The sequence below is a fragment of the Enterococcus sp. CWB-B31 genome (assembly GCF_020567645.1).
Classification (GTDB): Bacteria; Bacillota; Bacilli; order Lactobacillales; family Enterococcaceae; genus Enterococcus_L.
The window spans coordinates 45,475-64,994 of record NZ_JAJDJW010000005.1; the positions used below are offsets into that span (position 1 = coordinate 45,475).

The following is a 19,520-nucleotide window of genomic DNA, read 5'->3' on the forward strand; positions in this document are numbered from 1 at the left end:
TGTACAGCAGCTAATGATTACTCATTGTCACTGCAAAATTGCTTTTAAACAGTCTAAAACAAATCCTCTTAAGATATTATTTTGTCAGCTGATGTTGGAATGCATAAATGGTTGCTTGTGTCCGGTCATCCACGTCTAGTTTGGCCAGAATATTGGAAACATGGGTTTTTACTGTTTTCAGTGTAATAAACAGCTCATCCGCAATTTCCTGATTACTTTTACCTTTCGCAATCAGCAATAAAATTTCAAATTCACGATTCGTCAGATCATCATGTAACACCGGCTCTTGTTTTTTTATCAGCCGCTCCATCATTTTTGTTGTTACTTCCGGTTCCAATACACGCTCACCGCGGAATGTCGCTCGAATGGCATCTGCAATCTCATGCGCTGTTGATGTTTTCAGGAGATATCCGGCTGCTCCGGCTTCAATAGCAGGATAAACCTTCTCGTCATCTATAAAACTGGTGACAATAATAATTTTGGCTTTCGGCCAGTCTTTTAAAATTGCTTTTGTTGATTCGATTCCATCCATTTCGTCCATGACCAGATCCATTAAGATTACATCCGGCCTCAGTTCCAATGCTTTTTCGTAACCGATTTTTCCATTCTCCGCCTCACCAATCACTTCAATATCCTCTTGAATAGATAAGTAGGAAGAAACACCTAAACGCACCATTTCATGGTCATCTACCAACATTACTTTGATCATCTGCAAGTTCCTCCTTAATAACGGGTACCTTAATCTCCACGCTTGTTCCCTGTCCTTTAAAGCTGATAATTTTTATTATGCCGCCCATACCGGCAACACGTTCGCGAATGTTCTTTAGCCCATAGCTTCCGGCCTTATTCTCATTTTCATTCATATCAAAACCGACACCGTCATCCACTAATCTCAACAAAACGTTTTCACCTACCTGATGCAGATAGACTTCCAGTTCCTTGGCTTTCGCATGACGCAGTGTATTCGATAAAAGCTCCTGAACAATCCGAAACAGATGATCCTCAATATTGTTATTCAAACAAACATCTTCAACATCCCATGTCAGTTCAATTTTAATTTTGGTCTTCAGTTCTGTAAGCAGTTGTTCAATTCCTTTTTTCAAGCTCTTTCCTTCAAGGTTCACTGGTCTCAAATGGAGCAGCAATGCTCTCATTTCAGATTGAGAAGCATTAATCACATCGCCGACAATTGCCATTTGTTTTTTTACTGCTTCTGATGTGCCGTTCTTTTGTGCCTGTTCATTCAATGCAGAAATCATCATCATTGCACCAAATAATTGCTGACTGACTGAATCGTGTAATTCCCTTGCCAGTCTATGACGTTCTGCTTCCAGAATTTCTTCTCTGGTCTCTCCATCTACCAGTTGAGGCCGACTGTTAAGCTGTTGCAGCTCTTTTGACATATCAACCAGCTTTTCACGAACTTTTCGAATATCATCATCAATATCACCAATATAGCTGTCATTCTCTGCATGAGCAATCTGTTTTACCAACAGCGGACTATCATAATTTCCTGCTACCAGCAAACGCAGCTTTTCTTCAATTCTACCATATTGTGCCTTCTGAACAATAGTGATTAACACAAAAGTCAACAGTCCCACCAGCAGAGAAATCAGCAAAATATGGAAAAAAATCGGAATATAGAATACCTTTCTACGGAAAAGCTCCATCAACCAGTCTTTTTGGTTGATGGAATAAAGATATGAATATAGGGTAAAAAGTACGACTAAAAAAGTACTGAACGCTGTATACAGCGCAATCATCTGTCTGGAGATTTTCCCAGCCATCATACACGAATCACCTCAACATCCCCCACCAAGGTATTTGTAAGGATTTTCAAGCGTCTTGGATTGCTGTCGTAACTGTCGCTGTATACTTTCAGAGATTCGTTTTTCAGATGATATTTTTCATTCTCAAATGTTACATTCCCCAAAAAGGTTGAATGTTCCAACAGGATATCTACACCAAGAGGAACTAGAACTCGGGTGCGTCCAAATCCTTTTCTTACTATAATGACGTTATCGTCTTTCGGCAATAATGTGTTACCTAAATCAATAATTGTATCTCCGGAGAGAATATCTATGTTTATATCATCCCATTCGTACACGTTACTGCCAATCCGTTCATTGGCAAACCAAGGCCGTTTGAACCTGCGGCCGTTTTTACTTTCAACATTAGTTGTTTCGATAATCATCATTTGCTTTTTCTTCCACGGTGCCCGCTGAGTAAGGTCAATTCCTGAAATCTCCACACCTCTGAGTCCAATAAAAAGAATGGCGAAAACCACCATCAACCACACTGCCGGACTGTTAATCAGACTAATGAAAATTAGGATGATTCCCGTAACTAAAACAAAATTGATGAGTCCGCTTTTATGCCCTCTTCTTCTTGCTGAAAAAAAGACACTTAAAACACCCAATATCAGTAAAATAAGAAGTGGTGTATTATGTATAATCTGCCATAGAGCAAAGACAAACAGCAATGCTTCTACCAGAATAAAGGATCTCCATGGGTTATTCATTTTATTTTCCCCCTTTCTATCAACAGTATATCTTTAATTCAACTTTAATAGTAGTTGCTTTGGAAGGATTTTACTATAGGTCTTTAGCCCGAATTTTAACTGAATATAAGCAGAATAGAGGACTTTTCAAAATTTTACCCTGCTGCTTCAAACACTCAGACCAATATTCAATCACGCTTTTCTACGCTGCAATTTATAACTCTGTATTTTATGACTATTGATGAGTTGCACCAATGTGCACTAACAATGAACATAAGACCGCTAAAATAATAAGACAAAAAATATCCCATAGGCTAATTTAATATAAACCAAAAGGGACTATGACATAAGTATGCCTAAGTCCCCTAAAGCTGAGTAAACAGTGTTCCAATCTTTGTATGATCCGAGCATTTGTAAGAAACGTAGGAACACGTTCTTACATGTCCTTCAGACATGCTTCGAGGATCGAAACGAAGTCCTTCAATTCTTAGTGGCTTTGCCATTTAGAAATTGATGAGATCGAAATGAAGTGTAGTGTATTGTTTTGTCTTGAGAACCGTTAGACTCGTAGAGACAGCAGTTCTTCTACGCATACAGTTCTACTACATCAAGTGAGCTAGTTTCATTCAAGGAATACTTATCGAAACTACGCATACCATTCTGCTAAAGTACAAATATAAGCAGAAGTGGCAAAGTAGAACTGGTATCTCGGAAATAAGTCGAATACTCTCAAAAATACGGAAAGCTCCAAGTAGATATCAATCCACAGCTATTCATTTTATAAATAGTGTTCCTTGACAATTTTCGTATATTCCGACTTATTGACATAAATCACTACGATTGACTTGTCAGAGTAGATGATGCATGTTACCTACTTGGTTCTTGAGGAGGAACACTTCTGCTCCTGCGATTACTCGTCGCACAAAGAACTTGCTCCTGCGGTTACTCGTCGCACAAAGAACTTGCTCCTGCGGTTACTCGTCGCATGTAGACATTTGCTCCTGCGATTTCTCGTCGCATGAAGAAGCTTTGTCACTACCTCTAAACATAATCTCCTAGCTCACTTTTGTGATCTTGACTTGCATATCTCCACCCGGAGTCGAAATTGTGACTTCGTCTCCCAGATATTTTCCAATCAATGCCTGTGCAATTGGTGAATCATTTGAAATTTTTCCAGAAAAAGGATCTGCCTCAGCACTTCCGACAATCGTATATTCTTCTTCTTCTCCATCAGGCAATTCAATAAATGTGACTGTTTTACCAATAGATACTTCATCAGAATCAACGCCATCGTTGTCAATGATCTCTGCAAAACGAATCATATTTTCCAGCGTTGTAATTCTTCCCTCTACAAAGGCTTGTTCATCCTTTGCAGATTCATATTCAGAGTTCTCAGACAGGTCACCGAAGCTGCGCGCAATTTTAATACGCTCAACAATTTCTTTTCGTTTAACTGTTTTTAATTCCTCCAACTCCTGCTCTAATTTCTCTTTTCCTTCAAGCGTCATAGGAAATACTTTTTCTACCATAATAATTCTCCCTTACGAACTTACTACAATCTATCATGTACCATTCTGTGTTCCCCCAAAATATGGGGGTTATCAGTAATCCACAAAAGATTACCACGGTTTTCTAAAATTGTAAATAAGAATCCATTAATTTTTTAATTTTCGTTACTTAAACATTCTAACGCTTTCATAAATATACCAAAGCGAAACGAGCCACACCATAATAGTCTGACTCGTAAAATATTACTCCAAATCTTGAATTAATCACTTTTTTCGGTACTGTTGTTTACATATTTGTCTACGAATTCCTGATGTTCTTCATAGGTTTCTGCAAAATAAACTTTTCCGGTTTTTATATCTGCTACAAAATAAAAATAGCTGTTTTCTTCCGGGTTCAGTACTGCTGCTATTGCCTGTTCACTTGGACTATCCATTGGTCCTGGACCATATCCGGTATTTCTATACAGGTTGTATGGCGAATCTACTTCAAGATCTTTGTAGGTCACTAACTCTTTATGTTCTCCTAAAGCATAGAGAATAGAAATATCTGACTGTAAAGGCATATTGGCTGCAATCCGGTTAAAGAAGACCTGAGCAATTTTTCTGCGATCGCTTTCCTCCACCCCTTCTTTTTCAACCAAGGAAGCCAATGTCAGAACTTGCTGATTGGTCATTCCTTTTGCATTAACTGCTGCTGCATATTCGCCAATTACACTGTCTGTTTTTGCAATCATCTGATCTACAAAGTCTTCCAAGGATACGTCTTTATAGTAATCATAGGTTGCTGGGAACAGGTATCCTTCCAGCCGATATCTTACACCTTCTGCTTCTGCTGCACTTCCAAGCAAATCCGGATATTTGGCAAGCATTGCATTGAAGTAGTCTTCGTTCTGCATCAATGCAATAAAATCATCTTTTTTGTAATCAGTATTTTCTTTTATTGCATCTCCGATTTTATCAATATCGTATCCTTCAGGAACAGTTACTTTCCCGTCAGCGATCTGCATTGGTTCCGCTGTTCCGCCTTCTCTAAGCAATCCGCCTACTTCATCCAATGTCATATTTGGAGACATTTGATAATAACCGGCCTGAAAATCTGCTAAATTCTTAAACTTAATATAGTAGTTAAAAACCATTCCGCTTTTAATTACTTTATTTTCCTCAAGAATAGCAGCAATTTGCTTATTTGAAGAACCAGCTGGAATATAGACCTGTACTAGATTATTGTCGTTTTTATCTAATGGCTGCAGCCCCTCATCTACATATTTATAGAAGGTAAATCCAAAAATTGCAATCACTAAAATCAAAACAGAAATTACCAGCAGCACAATACGATTTACTAGGCGATCTTCTTTTTTCCGGGTGCGTTTGAAAGAATCCGCTCTATTGTCTTTATTTTCAGAAGTACGATGCTGCTCATCGTCATTACTGTTATTTATTGGTTGTTGCTCAAATCCCTGTGAAGCTTCTACTCTTGAATAGCTTTGAGGAGCTTCTTGTTGATTAGACTCCCAATCAGATGAGCCAGAGGTATTTACTTGAGAATGCTCCTCACTCTGATTCTGATATTCATTTCCAGAAGAAGACATGTGATCATCCTCACTGCCGTCAACTCTCATCGAGCGTAGAATCTGCTCTTTGAAGGAAGAATCAGAATGATCTTGATTATTTTGGTTATCGTTTGCCAAAATTAATCCTCCTTACTTTCTACATAACTTCTATTAACTCCAACCATTATACATGAAAGTCTTTAAAAATTAAACTTTTTTAGAAAATTGTCTGATAACTTATAATTCTTTTACAATTTTAGATGAAAAAAAAACAAGATAGGAAAATTACTCTCCCTGTCTTGTTAAATAACCGATCATTATCCCTTATTCAGCACTTAATGCCGCCATTGTAATATAGTTGTATGGTTGATTAAAGTGCGGCAGGAAGAAGATATCCAACAATTTCAGCTTATCAATTGTTACACTTTCCTCCACCGCCAGCGAGAACATATGAATTCCCATTGAAATGTCTGTGTAAGAGGCCATTTGGGCACCAACTACTCGACGGGATTCTTCTTCATAAACGATACGGATTTTCACTGTATTGTTTTCTGACATAAATCCTGGTTTTTGTGTATCTTCAAATTCTGTATATTTCACTTTAAATCCGGCTTTTTCAGCTTCCTGAACAGTCAGCCCTGTAGATACCATGTTATAGCCGAAGATGGAAATTCCGTTCGAGCCCTGTACACCAATTGCTTCAAGAGGTGTGCCTGCAACATTATGCGCACCGACAATGCCTGAACGAACCGCATTTGTTGCCAAAGCAATATACGTTGTATCTTGAACTGCGTTGGAATAAATAGTTGCACAGTCTCCCACAGCATATACGTCTGGATCACTTGTCTGCTGATGATTATCCACCAAATATGCGCCATTGATAAACAGCTTCAAATGATCTTTGCCAAGCTGATTATTTGGCTTAAAGCCAATTGCGTTAATCACCAGATCAACCGGATATTCCCCTTTATCTGTCACAATTGCTTCTACTTTGTCTGTCCCCTTATATTCTTTTGCCAGTTCATTGTAATGGAGTTCAATCCCATTGTCTGACAGCACCTTATCCATATCGTCTGTAAACCATTTATCATAGTAATTAGGCAGACACCGTTCTTCTGCATCGAATAAAAGAACATTTTTTCCACGGCGTTTCGCTGCTTCTGCAATTTCCACTCCGATATAACCTGCACCAATGACTGCAACAGTATTAATTTCAGATTGCGCCATAGCTGCATCTACTGTCTGTCCATCCTGAAAAAGCTTTAAGAATTCAACATTTTTTAAATCTTTTCCTGGAATATTGGGAGAAATAGGTGCCGAGCCTGTTGCCAAAATAACTTTATCGTAAGTTTCAGCAAATTCTGATCCATCCTTTTTCTTACAGTAAACAACTTTTTTATCAAAATCAATTTTATCAACCGTTGTTTCCATATGAATGGTTGCACCTTTAGCTTCAAACTCTTCTTTCTTCGTATAAAAAAGATTTTCATAAGAATCAATCTGACGACCTACCCAAAGAGCTGTTCCACACCCTAAATAACTCAAGTTTGTGTTCCGATCAATCATTACGACTTCCTGATCCTTGTAGTTGTCCAACAGTGTGTTTGCCGCTGCTATCCCTGCATGATTTGCTCCAACAATGATTGTTTTTGACATAAAAATCCCCTCCATTTCATAATAGGTACTGTTATTCCATTATACCGCAATGTAAGGGGCTACGCTCATCAAATTATCTAAAATTCCTCAAAAACTTTGAGAGATAGCGCACAAATTATTGATTTTTAGAAGAAACCTTCAAGTAAAGAAGGACTTAAAAAAAATAATTTCAAAAAAAGGATATAATTTTCTTTAAATAGCTAGTAAAATAGAGATACTGTAAAAGGAGGAAATTAAAAATGAAACTAAAAAGAATTGGGTTAGGTATTCTAACTGCTGCCTTTGTTTTTACATTGGTCGGCTGCAGCAATGATCCGCAAAAAGAGTTTGTAGATGCACTATATTCTACAGAACAGAGTACATTCAATGCTGCAAAATTTGAAATGAGCATTGACAATATTGATTTTTCAAGTGATGAAGACGACAGTGCCTATACTGCCATGATGGTCAGTCAGTTGGAAAATATTACAGTTGACGGCAGTTATGCTTTGAATCAGGATGATGAAACAATGGAAATGGAGATGAACCTGAACGCTTTGGGTCAAACACTGCCATTACAATTTGTCATTCAAAAAGAGAAAATGTATTTATCTGCAAGCTTTTTCTCAGGTGCTGTAGATATAGCCAACGCACTACAGTATCCGATTGACATCAGTGCTTCTGATCTAAAAAAACTGGATGGCAAATATATTGATGTTGGTGAGATCGGTTCAGAATTTACCGATGGTGCATCCAGCAGCTCTGACGTTGCTGCAGCTGCCGGCACAGTAAACGATAAAGAACTACAGGATAAACTGCGTAAATTGATGGAGTCATTTGATAAAAAGACCTTTACTAAAAAGGACGATGTAATTACACATATATTCACTAAAAAAGAGATCACTCAAATTGCAGAAGTAATTATGGAATCTTTGGAAGAGAGCAAATCAGGAAAAACAGATAAGTCATCCGTTGATATTACGGAGATGTTCTCAGAAGGACTTGAAGACCTTTCTGTAGAACTCAGTATCAACACAAAGAGCAGTGCGATGTCTTATAAATTTAATATGGTTATTAAAGACGAAACTACAGATATGGACTTGACTCTGTCCATGAAAATGACTCCTCAAAAAAATACTGAAAAAATTAGTGTGCCTTCTAAAAAGAATGTTCTGACTACGGATGAATTTGATGCGATCATCAGCTCTATTTATGGTTCTGCTATGGGAAGATCAGATGATTCAAGTTACTACGATGACCTCTATGGAGAGCTTTATGAAGATGAAGATTATACATTTACCGACGAAGAATTTGACCAGCTGATTGAATCAATTGAGATGTATCCTGAAGAAATTACACAGGAGGATGCCGACGAACTGCGGGACAGCGGTTCTCTGATTTTCAGTAAAGATCAGATGAAACGCTTAAATGAAGCATTAGATAAGGCGTTACTATAAAGAGCATACAACAAAAAGACTGGCAAAGTCATATACAAACTTGACACAGCCGGTCTTTTTTCATTAAAATCTACAATTCTACATTTAGGAGACAAAATTTATTATAAAAAAACTGCGAGTTTTTAAAGCCGTCCGGAGGGCATTTCCAAATGAATACCACAGATTATTACGAAAAGATACAAAAAATACAAGTGCACAAGACCAGTGAGTTTCGGTACCAGAAATTTACTGCAATTTCCAATCAAATTTTTTCTCAGGAAAATAGTCTGGAGATTATCGTTGAGCTTTCAGAGAAACTGGCAGGAATTCCTACAGAACTGCTCCTACTGCAAAGTCTTCCACATTTTATGAATTTTACGTTTGATCATTACCAAAAGCTCTACCAGCTTCTGGAGAACAAAGAACTGGCTGTTTATCGTATTTCTCGTTTTCTGCTTACCTATGGAAATGCCAGTATGGAACAATTAGCATCCTTCGGTATGGATTCGAATATTACTATTCCCAAACCTGTTCATCTATTTTTAAGTAACAGTCAGACAACAGATGAGCATACAAAATTAAAAATGCTTTGTGCAATGCAAAATGTTTCGCTTACGGATGTATTAGCGTTCCAGAAGAAGCTTGCAACGTACAAGTAAATTTTTTCAGTCACGCCCTAGTGTATTGACCGAATTAAACCTAAGTGATGCTTTTAATCCAAGAAACGTGCAGCCAGCACGGGAGCAACTCGGCAAAAAATGCCGATTTCATCCCTAACTGGAGTCAAACTAGCTATAAAAATTATAGAAACAGCTGCTAAATCGAGTCAAATCAGCTGTAACGATCCTTGTAAAACAGCTGTTATTTCCCTTTGACACTTCGGAAATTCTTGACCATTCAATCTTTTCGTTTTTCACTAACTCAAACATAGCTCCCATCATTTCTTGATAGGAGAACTTTCTCCTACCAGATTGCTCTTATTTAACAGCAATAGAGTGGATGAATGTACGGACAAAACATTAGGGCGTGTCTGAAAAGTTAGTGGCATTCGAATTTTTCAGTGATTTTTGTTGAAATCAAGGAAGAAAACGCAGCTTATGTGGTTCATAAGCGAGTATTTATGACGATGAGTTCTATATAAATCATCAAAATATTCGCCGCTTGAGTTTTCAGACACGCCCTAGTTACTCATATAACTGCTTCGTTGAAGATTTATTCTGCTTGAGACAGCCACTCATAAATCTTCAGCGGTGTTTTTGCCAAGTATATTGTTCCAGCCTTCATCAATTCTTCTGCATCCCCATAGCCGTAAAGCACGCCTAAGCCGGGAAGCCCGTTTTCTTCTGCTCCCAGAATGTCGTGCTCTCTGTCGCCAATCATTAGAGCCCTTTTTCTCTCAATCATCCCATTTTCCAGAGCATAATGAATAACATCTGCTTTTTTAGTTCTGCTGCTGTCCATACTGGCCCCATAAATCTCTTTAAAATAGCCTGATAAGTCAAAATAGTCTAAAATTTTTCTGGCAAATTCTTCCGGCTTAGAGGTAGCAACGTACAGCTGACAACCTTTATCCCGCAATGTTTCCAGCAGTTCCTGTACTCCTTCATACACAACATTTTCAAAAAGCCCTTTCTCTCTGAAATACTCGCGATAATACTGCACAGCTTTATCAGCATCTTTTTCAGTCAATTCAAATTTTTTTATAAAGGATTCTTTTAGAGGTGGGCCTATAAACGGAAATAATTCACTCTGTTTCGGTACTTCCATCTCCATTTTCTCCAGTGCATAAGTCACAGAATTCAGAATACCCTCTCCTGAGTCTGTCAGTGTACCATCCAAATCAAATAAAATCGTATCGTATTTCATTGGTTTCCCTCCTTTTTCTTTCTTATCCTAGCATACTTTTCATTAAGGAACGATATCAGCTCGAAAGAAAGTCGTATCAGTTGCTTTTATTCAGGTTAGCTCTTATACTTACTTTTAGTAAGTTCGTTATTTTTAATAAAAAAATACATTTGGAGGGTTTACCTATGGATACAAAAATTAGAGGATTACATCATGTTACTGCAATGACTTCAAGTGCTGAGAAAATTTACCGCTTCTTTACAGATATTTTAGGTCTGCGTTTAATAAAGAAAACCATCAATCAGGATGATATTGAAACCTATCACTTATATTTTACTGATGATTTAGGGAGTGCCGGAACAGATATGACCTTTTTTGATTTTCCCGGAATTGTCAAAGGAACAAAAGGAACAGATTCCATTTCAAAAACTTCATTCCGTGTAAAGAATGATGAAGCATTAAGCTATTGGATTGACCGCTTCAACAAACATAAGGTGGAGCATGGTGAACTGCAGGAACGCTTCGGCAGAAAATATGTAGAATTTGAAGATTTTGATGAACAGCGTTATCAGTTGATTTCAGACGAAAATGATCATGGCACAGCCCCCGGCACTCCATGGAAAAATACCGATGTACCGGTAGAGTATGCTATTATTGGCTTAGGGCCTGCTTTTGTAACCGTTGAAAATTTTGAACATATGCAAACCGTTTTAGTTGATGTATTGGATTTTCAGTTAACAGGTACGGAAGGCAGCTTTCATCTTTTTGAGGTTGGCGACGGCGGTAATGGCGGCAGTATCATTGTGGAGCATCGGGAGGACCTGCCAAAAGCTTCACAGGGCTTCGGGAATGTCCATCACCTGGCATTGCGCGTTGCCGATGAAAGCGCACTGAAATTCTGGATCAATCGAATCAATCAGCTGAAATTCCCAAATTCCGGATTTGTGGAACGTTTCTATTTCCAATCCGAATACTTCATGGCAGCGCCTCATGTATTGTTTGAGCTTGCTACAGATGGTCCTGGATTTCTTGAAGACGAAACCTATGAGCATGCAGGAGAAAAATTATCCTTACCTCCGTTTTTAGAACCAAGACGAAAAGAAATTGAAGAGTTTGTACGACCTTTTGATACGTCAGATGCAAATACGCACAGATAAAAATTACAGAAAACAGCGAGGAGGAAGCCACATGCTTCATTTTCCAAGTAAGCAACTTTCAAAGAAGCAGCAGTATAAATTTCTATCCGGCAGTATTATTCCCAGACCGATTGCCTGGGTTACTACATTGAACAATCAGACAAACGTTATCAATGCTGCACCGTTCAGCTTCTTTAATGCTGCATCTTCTGATCTCCCTTTAATGACTCTGGCTATTTTGAGAAAAGAAGGAGCAATGAAGGATACAGCCCGCAATATCTTGCAAAATGAAGAAATGGTAATTCATCTGATTGACCAACAGATAGTAGAACAAATGAATCTGACAGCAGCTTCTTTACCTCCAGATCAAAGTGAACTGGCAATGAATCAGATCAAAACAACACCCAGCCGTTCCGTTTCAGTTCCGGCCATTAAAGCTGCACGCTTAAGGATGGAGGCCAGACTTTATCAGCATATTCCTCTGAAAAATCGTGAAGGCAAACCAATCACTGATCTGATTGTCGCAGAAGTAACAGATTTTTATTTTGATGAGGCATTATTTGACAGTGAAAAAGAGTATGTACTTCCCGAAAATTTCCACCCCATTGCACGGCTGGCCGGCAGCAGCTATGCAGAACTTGGAGAAATTTTTGATATAGAAAGACCAAAATAAAAAGAAGAATGGCAGGCAAACTCATCTGTCATTCTTCTTTTTTTACTGTTTAACTGCGCATAATCTCTGGGCGCAAATCCATAATTTCCACATGTCCGTCCAGTAATCCGCTGGAGCTGTTCAATTTCAGCACCTGCAGTCGCTTATCCAACTCCAGTGTCATTTCTTCATCAAGATATCGTTTGGAATACTCTTTGACAGGAATTTCTCCTATCGTACTGTCGATCACTGTATCATAATCTTTTTTTGACTGGTCCTTGTCTATAATAAGAAAACGGAAACTGGTGTCCAATGAACAAATGCCTACTTTTGAGTATTCTCCCACGCCGTCATTCATATCCAAAAGAATTTCTCCATCGCCTCTATACTGCAGCTTTGCCTGTGCCTCGTCTGTCATTTTTAAAAACATTATTCTCCACTCCCCTCTGCTCTTATTTTAGCACCTCCCATAAAAAATACCGATTAGTCCGCTCTTCTATTTTACTGTTCTAGGATAGCTTCCGGCTTGATGCTCTCTAGTCAGTTTAATATAGTATTCTGCATTTTCTTTATTTTTGGCAATCTCTTCTTCTGTTAAAGTACGAATTACCTTCGCCGGCCGCCCGAATGCCAAAACACCTTCTGGAATAACCGTTCCTTCTGTTACCAGCGAGCCTGCTCCGATTAAACTGCTTTTTCCTATTACAGAGCCATTCAATAAGATACTGCCCATTCCTAGCAGTGCTCCGTCCTGTACTTCACAGCCATGAAGCATACACTGGTGCCCTACGGTAACATACTCACCTATTCGAACAGGAAAATTCGGATCAACATGAATAACTGAACCATCCTGAATATTACTGCCTCTGCCAATTGTTATTGTTTGATTATCCCCTCTTAAAACCGCCTGATACCAGATACTGCTATTCTCACCCAGCTGAACATCGCCGCAGACATCTGCACTGGCTGCAATAAATCTTTTTTCTTTTGTCATACAATCTCCTCTTTTCTATCCCCAGTATAGCAAATTCAGAAAACCTGCTGTATAAGAAGTGCTTCACGAGCTCGTTCAGCTTTCAAGAAATAGGCGCTCGAGAGATTATAGCGATAATTTTTTGAGCCTTATTGCCAAAGAGAGCTAGCTAATGAAGCTAGACAATGTTGGATTTACTTTCTCAATAACTTTTGATACTGCTGATTTTACAACTACAAAAAAATTATACTGCTCTTTAACTGCAAAAAAAGATTCCCGTCAGCTGACTATTTTCAACTGCCGAAGAATCTCATACTTTAACATTTTTATTTATCAATCATAGTCCCCGTCTTCAGCAAACTGGCTGTTATAGAGCTTTTCATAAAAGCCGCCCTTCTCCAGCAGTTCATAGTGGGTTCCTTTTTCAATGATTTCTCCTTGATTCATCACCAGAATCAGGTCTGCTTCACGAATAGTAGACAGCCTGTGTGCAATGACAAAGCTGGTTCGTCCCTGCATAACCTTATCCATTGCTTTTTGGATCAGCGCCTCCAGACGAGTATCCACAGAACTGGTTGCTTCATCCAAAATCAATACCTTTGGATCTGAAATCACTGCCCGAGCAATAGTCAACAGCTGCTTTTGTCCCAGTGAAATATTGTCTCCTTCGGCATTAATCTCCATTTCATAGCCATCCGGCATTGTACGGATAAAATGATCAACATTCGCTGTTTCTGCTGCATCAACAACTTCATAGTCTGTTGCATCCAGCTTTCCAAAGCGTATATTGTCTGCAATCGTTCCTTCATACAACCATGCATCCTGCAGTACCATCCCAAAAACTGAACGGACATCACTGCGGTTCATGGCTTTAGTATCAATCCCATCAAGCTTGATTGCCCCTCCATTTACATCATAAAAACGCATCAAAAGATTAATCAGCGTTGTTTTACCCGCACCTGTAGGACCTACAATCGCTACGGTCTGTCCTGCTTTTACTTCAAAATTCAGATCTCTTATCAAAGGCTTTGCAGGATCATAACTAAAGCTGACATTTTCAAACGTCACGTTTCCTTTAACCGGCTCTGGAAGAGCTGTATCATGATCGTTAAGTTCTTCCTCTGATTCATCCAGAATCTCAAAGACACGTCCTGTCGCTGCCGAAGCACTCTGTAAAGCAGCAGAAAGCTGAGTAATATTCCCCATTGGCTGACTAATCTGCCAAATATACTGAATCATCGCCTGCAGCTGTCCTACAGCAATAACTCCCAAAATAACATCTCTGCTTCCCATCACAGCGATAACAATATATGTCGCATATGCTGTCAACTGAACGAGCGGCATCATTAAACCAGAAATAAACGTCGCTTTAAAGCCGTAGTTTTGCAGATTTTCATTGACTTTTTTAAATCCATCCAAGGTCTGTTTTTCTCGTCCATACAATTTTAAAATACTGAATCCAGTCATATTTTCCTGAACATAACCATTTAAATCCCCCAGCGCATTTTGCATTCCCTGAAAGTATTTCTGTGAGATTCCAACGATTGTTCTTGAAATAAAAATAGATAATGGAATCATAATTATGGAGATTAATGCCAGTCGAATATTAATGTAAAACATCATTGATACTGCCATGATGATTCCCAAAACTGCTGATACGATATTGATAAAGCTCTGCTGAAGTGCATTACTGACCGCATCCACATCATTAGTCACCCGTGAAAGAATGTTTCCCTGCTGGTTTTTGTCAAAATAAGAAACTGGCAGACGATTGATTTTTTCATCAATATCTCTGCGTAAATCTCTCATCGAATGCTGAACTACTGCTGCCATCAAAAATCCTGAAAAAAACTGTGTAATACAGTAGCCGATACCAACAATTAAAATCCAAATCAGACACTGAAAGACATAAGGAAAGTTTACTCCCTCTCCCTCAGAAAGATTTCTCGCTATTTCTGTTATAGGCAGTCCTGAAACATACGGCATTGCCGCATTCAGTGCTACTGTCAGAATAGTAAAGACAATGACCAGAATAAATGTTGCTTTATATGGTCCAATATATCTCCCTAAGCGTTTGATGGAAGAAAGCCCTTTTTTCATGCTAATTCCTCCTCTGACAATTGAGAAGCCGCAATATCATAATAAATCGGGCACGTCTCAAGTAATTCTTTGTGCGTTCCCATTCCCACAATGTTTCCTTCGTTCAATACTATGATCTTGTCTGCGTGCATAATCGTTCCTACTCGCTGTGCAACAATCAGAACAGTAGAATGAGTCGTTTCTTTTTTCAGCCGGGCGCGAAGCTTTGCATCCGTCTGATAATCCAACGCTGAGAAGCTGTCATCAAAGATATAGATTTCCGGATCTCGAATCACTGCCCTGGCAATAGACAGCCGCTGCTTCTGACCACCTGAGAAGTTTGCGCCTCCTTCTGAAAGGAGTTCATCATAGCCCAACTGCTTCTGAGAAATAAAATCAGCCGCCTGAGCAATGTCTGCCGCACGCTCCATTTCTTCCATAGAAGCATCTTCTTTACCATATCGAAGATTTTCAGCAATGGTTCCTGTAAACAGCAGTGCTTTTTGCGGAATATAACCGATTTTTTCACGTAATGCACTGAGTTTGTAATCACGTACATCTACACCATCTATGAGTACCTGTCCTTCTGAAATATCATAAAAACGCGGAATCAGCTGAATTAGTGTTGATTTCCCGCTCCCCGTACTTCCAATAAAAGCAACTGTTTCTCCCGGTGAAGCAGTGAAACTGACATTGCGAATTACCGGACTTTGAGAGTGTCCGGGATAGGCAAATGTCACATCCTTAAATTCGATGCAGCCCTTCTTATCTGCTTCTACAATTCCCTGTTCGTTTTCCTTAATGTCAGGCGACATGTCGAATGCTTCCTGAATCCGTCGAGCAGAAACTGCAGCCCGCGGATACATCATAAACATGCTTGCAAACAGCATGAAAGAAAACAGTGCGTGGAATATGTATTCAATAAAAGCAATTAAATCCCCTATAGCCAAACTTCCTGTATCAATCTGCAGAGCTCCCTCCCAGATAATCAGAACCATCACGATATTAAACAGGAAAAAGAACCCAGGCTGAGCAGCTGCCATCAAACGAAACAGACTTTTGGAGCTGTTCGTGTACTCCTCATTGACCTTTTTAAAACGCGACTCCTCAAATTTCTCATTAACAAACGCTCGAATTACCCGTAAACCGGAAAGATTTTCTCTTAAAATACTGTTAATGCCGTCCAGATTTTTCTGCTGCTTATTCGACAACGGTTCAGAAACCTTCGCAATCAAAACCACTGCAACCAGCAAGACCGGCAACGCTCCCAGAACAAAAACCCCTAAAGAAGGACTGGTCCTGACAACCATAATCAGACTTACCGCAAACATCATCGGTGTCATAAAACCGATTCTCAACACGTTCCCCATAAACAGCATGATTTGATACGCATCATTGGTTGTACGTGTAATCAATGAAGAAACACCCAGTGTTTCATATTCATGATGAGAGAATGTCTGCACTTTTTCAAACAAATCATTACGAATATCCTGAACAATATTTGTCGTTATTCTGGCACCAAAATAACCCAGCATGATGTTCAGCGTCACGCCCACAATCGTGATGACCACCATTATAATTCCCTGATGCTTGACATAATCAAAGTCATTTTTCAGAATTCCCCGATCGATCATGCGTGCCAAAATTGTCGGCAGCCCCAATTCAATCAGTATAAACCCAAATACACAAATGAAATCCGCAAACAGCAATTTCTTATATCTCATTGTGTAATGCCACATCAATTTCAAGTAATCATCTCCCCCTCCAAATTTTAGTTCAGTTCTTCTACTATAGCATAAAAGGAACAACACGGTAAATCGTCCACACAAAGAAATTTAAACTCTTGCCATAAAAAGAACAACCTGCTCATGATCAAGCGGCTGTTTCGATAAAAGAGAGAAACATTTTTGCTGGTTTTCCTCATTTTTTTCGTTCAGTTCCTTTTGGTATTTTCTTATTGTTTCTTACATAAAATCCCGGCAGTTCCTCATTTTTTTAGCGGTCTATTTCTTAAATTACTGCCAAATATTCGGAGTACTTTCTATACTTCTGACTGGTTCTGTGATAAAATATCAATAATTGTTGTTCACACAACACACTGAACGGTTGAATTTCTTTTGCACATAATAAAATGAAGTGACTGCTAGACTTCATTCATCATAAACTCCATGTTTTTGATGGTTAAATATTTGTCAGGGTGGAGCCCCACCTCATTTTGTTGTGTAGACATTTCACACAGAAATCAATAAATAAACTTGCACAGGCAAGTACAGAGGAGAATAATTATGATATACAAAGTTTATTATCAAGAAACAAAAATAAGAAATCCTAAAAGAGAGGATACAAAATCAATTTATGTTGAAGGGGACAATGATGTTGTTGTCCGCCAGCTAGTTGAAGATAATACGCCTTACAACATCGAATATGTCCAGCTGCTTGAAGGAAATCATCTAGCTTATGAACAAGAACACGCCGAATTTAAATTAACGGAGTTTTAAGCTATGAAAGTAAATATTAAAAATAACGAAACCGGTGTCTTCGGTATTGGCGGACTTGGAGAAATCGGAAAAAATACTTATGGCGTACAATTTCAGGATGAAATCATTTTGATTGATGCCGGAATTAAATTCCCGGAAGATGATCTGTTGGGAATCGACTATGTTATTCCCGACTATAGTTATATCATCCAAAACCTGTCAAAGGTTAAAGCACTGGTCATCACTCATGGACACGAAGACCATATTGGCGGAGTTCCTTACTTGTTGAAGCAGGCAAATATCCCAGTCTATGCAGGTCCTTTAGCTTTAGCTCTAATTACCAGCAAACTGGACGAGCACGGTTTATTGAGAGATGCTGATCTTCATGAGATCCATGAAGATACAGTAATTCGCTTCAGAAAAACATCTGTGAGCTTTTTTAGAACAACGCATAGTATTCCGGATGCATTAGGTGTTGTTGTCAAAACACCTTCTGGAAATATCGTTGCGACCGGCGACTTTAAGTTCGATTTTACTCCTGTTGGAGAACCTGCAAATCTGCATCGTATGGCAAAGATTGGTGAAGAAGGTGTTCTGTGTCTGCTTTCTGACAGTACAAACGCTGAAATTCCAACCTTTACTAAATCAGAAAAAACCATTGGTTCATCGATTCAAAAGATTTTTGAAAAAATTGAAGGCAGAATTATATTTGCCAGTTTTGCTTCAAATATTTTCCGGCTTCAACAAGCTGCTGATGCAGCTGTCCGGACCGGCAGAAAAATTGCTGTTTTTGGGCGCAGTATGGAAAATGCTATTGCTAATGGTGAACGTCTAGGCTATATCAATGTCCCTAGAGGAACGTTTGTAGATGCTTCTCAGCTGAATCAGCTGCCGGCAAATGAAACGATGATCTTATGCACAGGTTCTCAAGGAGAACCGATGGCGGCATTAAGCCGTATTGCAAATGGAACTCATAGACAGATTTCCATTCAGCCCGGAGATACAGTGGTCTTTTCAAGCTCTCCTATTCCAGGAAATACTACTAGCGTTAACCGTTTGATTAATCTGCTTTCCGAAGCAGGTGCTGAAGTAATTCACGGAAAAATAAACAATATCCATACTTCCGGACATGGAGGACAGGAAGAACAAAAACTGATGCTTCGTTTAATGAAGCCGAAATTCTTTGTACCTGTTCACGGTGAATTTAGAATGCTGAAAATTCACGCTTCTTTAGCTGAAGATGTAGGTATACCTGAAGAAAATTGTTTTATTATGGAAAATGGCGATGTACTTGCACTAACTGCTGATCAGGGCCGCATGGCAGGTCACTTCAATGCAAGTGATGTGTATGTAGATGGCAACGGCGTCGGAGATATCGGCAACATTGTTCTGAGGGATCGGCGAATTCTTTCAGAAGAAGGACTGGTACTTGCAGTTGCAACGGTCAACGTTAAGAAAAAAGAGATTCAGGCTGGTCCTGATATCCTGTCCCGCGGCTTTGTTTACATGAGAGAGTCCGGCGATTTGATTAACGAAGGACAGCGTCTTCTGTTCCATGCAATGCGGGATGCCTTAAAAGATGACAATTGTACAGAGGCAAAATTATGCGATGCGATCACTGCAACTTTACAACCTTATTTATTTGAAAAAACAGAGCGCCATCCAATGATTTTACCAATGATCATGATGGTTGAAAATTAACTGGTACTTTGCAAATAACAGTACAATC

Annotated in this window: 17 protein-coding genes; 6 read left to right on the forward strand and 11 right to left on the reverse strand. The window is 39.0% G+C overall.

Going from position 1 to position 19,520, the window contains the following annotated elements:
- Positions 1–76 precede the first annotated feature (76 nt).
- The 6 genes from LI954_RS06660 to nox form a co-directional block, all read right to left on the reverse strand.
- On the reverse strand, positions 77–709 hold the full coding sequence (locus LI954_RS06660; RefSeq protein ID WP_229441563.1) for a response regulator: 633 nt from the start codon (positions 707–709) through the stop codon (positions 77–79).
- The gene (locus tag LI954_RS06665) at positions 684–1,787 is read right to left on the reverse strand and encodes a sensor histidine kinase (RefSeq protein ID WP_202066843.1); all 1,104 of its coding nucleotides are present in this window, start codon (positions 1,785–1,787) and stop codon (positions 684–686) included. Before LI954_RS06665 ends, LI954_RS06660 begins: the two co-directional genes overlap by 26 nt.
- Positions 1,787–2,521: a cell wall-active antibiotics response protein LiaF gene (liaF, locus tag LI954_RS06670; RefSeq protein ID WP_202066786.1), complete on the reverse strand. Its 735-nt coding sequence runs from the start codon at positions 2,519–2,521 to the stop codon at positions 1,787–1,789. Before liaF ends, LI954_RS06665 begins: the two co-directional genes overlap by 1 nt.
- 1,034 nt (positions 2,522–3,555) lie before the next feature.
- Positions 3,556–4,029 (reverse strand): transcription elongation factor GreA, encoded by a 474-nt coding sequence (gene greA / locus LI954_RS06675; protein WP_202066785.1) that lies wholly within the window; start codon positions 4,027–4,029, stop codon positions 3,556–3,558.
- A 239-nt stretch (positions 4,030–4,268) separates the two neighbouring features.
- Entirely contained in the window at positions 4,269–5,696 is a 1,428-nt protein-coding gene (gene mltG, locus LI954_RS06680; protein ID WP_229441564.1) for an endolytic transglycosylase MltG, read from the reverse strand.
- Positions 5,697–5,882: 186 nt separating this feature from the next.
- Positions 5,883–7,214: a H2O-forming NADH oxidase gene (gene nox, locus LI954_RS06685; protein WP_202066784.1), complete on the reverse strand. Its 1,332-nt coding sequence runs from the start codon at positions 7,212–7,214 to the stop codon at positions 5,883–5,885.
- A 239-nt stretch (positions 7,215–7,453) separates the two neighbouring features.
- Here nox and LI954_RS06690 point away from each other — a divergent pair, with 239 nt between their 5' ends.
- Positions 7,454–8,650, forward strand: a complete 1,197-nt coding sequence (locus tag LI954_RS06690; protein WP_229444034.1) for a hypothetical protein — start codon at positions 7,454–7,456, stop codon at positions 8,648–8,650.
- 149 nt (positions 8,651–8,799) lie between these two features.
- Positions 8,800–9,288, forward strand: coding sequence for a hypothetical protein (locus tag LI954_RS06695; RefSeq protein ID WP_202066782.1), 489 nt, complete (start codon positions 8,800–8,802; stop codon positions 9,286–9,288).
- A 553-nt stretch (positions 9,289–9,841) separates the two neighbouring features.
- Here LI954_RS06695 and LI954_RS06700 read toward each other — a convergent pair.
- The gene (locus tag LI954_RS06700) at positions 9,842–10,495 is read right to left on the reverse strand and encodes an HAD family hydrolase (RefSeq protein WP_202066781.1); all 654 of its coding nucleotides are present in this window, start codon (positions 10,493–10,495) and stop codon (positions 9,842–9,844) included.
- Positions 10,496–10,659: 164 nt separating this feature from the next.
- Between LI954_RS06700 and LI954_RS06705 the strand changes: the two genes are divergently transcribed.
- Together LI954_RS06705 and LI954_RS06710 are read left to right on the forward strand one after the other, a co-directional pair.
- Positions 10,660–11,631 (forward strand): ring-cleaving dioxygenase, encoded by a 972-nt coding sequence (locus LI954_RS06705; protein WP_229444035.1) that lies wholly within the window; start codon positions 10,660–10,662, stop codon positions 11,629–11,631.
- A gap of 31 nt (positions 11,632–11,662) precedes the next feature.
- The gene (locus LI954_RS06710; protein WP_229444036.1) at positions 11,663–12,283 is read left to right on the forward strand and encodes a flavin reductase family protein; all 621 of its coding nucleotides are present in this window, start codon (positions 11,663–11,665) and stop codon (positions 12,281–12,283) included.
- A gap of 49 nt (positions 12,284–12,332) precedes the next feature.
- Here the strand turns inward: LI954_RS06710 and LI954_RS06715 are convergent, their stop codons facing one another.
- The 4 genes from LI954_RS06715 to LI954_RS06730 all read right to left on the reverse strand — a co-directional run bounded on the left by LI954_RS06715 (position 12,333) and on the right by LI954_RS06730 (position 17,062).
- On the reverse strand, positions 12,333–12,692 hold the full coding sequence (locus tag LI954_RS06715) for an iron-sulfur cluster biosynthesis family protein (RefSeq protein WP_202066778.1): 360 nt from the start codon (positions 12,690–12,692) through the stop codon (positions 12,333–12,335).
- A 66-nt stretch (positions 12,693–12,758) separates the two neighbouring features.
- Positions 12,759–13,256 carry a gamma carbonic anhydrase family protein gene (locus LI954_RS06720; RefSeq protein WP_229444037.1) on the reverse strand — a complete coding sequence of 166 codons (498 nt, stop codon included), beginning with the start codon at positions 13,254–13,256 and terminating at the stop codon, positions 12,759–12,761.
- Between the two features lie 312 nt (positions 13,257–13,568).
- Complete coding sequence (locus tag LI954_RS06725; protein ID WP_202066776.1) at positions 13,569–15,335, reverse strand: ABC transporter ATP-binding protein; 1,767 nt, start codon at positions 15,333–15,335, stop codon at positions 13,569–13,571.
- Positions 15,332–17,062, reverse strand: a complete 1,731-nt coding sequence (locus LI954_RS06730; protein WP_202066775.1) for an ABC transporter ATP-binding protein — start codon at positions 17,060–17,062, stop codon at positions 15,332–15,334. Before LI954_RS06730 ends, LI954_RS06725 begins: the two co-directional genes overlap by 4 nt.
- 537 nt (positions 17,063–17,599) lie before the next feature.
- Between LI954_RS06730 and LI954_RS06735 the strand changes: the two genes are divergently transcribed.
- Complete coding sequence (locus LI954_RS06735; protein WP_202066774.1) at positions 17,600–17,812, forward strand: DNA-directed RNA polymerase subunit epsilon; 213 nt, start codon at positions 17,600–17,602, stop codon at positions 17,810–17,812.
- Between the two features lie 3 nt (positions 17,813–17,815).
- Positions 17,816–19,492, forward strand: coding sequence for a ribonuclease J1 (rnjA, locus tag LI954_RS06740; RefSeq protein WP_202066773.1), 1,677 nt, complete (start codon positions 17,816–17,818; stop codon positions 19,490–19,492).
- Positions 19,493–19,520: the final 28 nt, after the last annotated feature.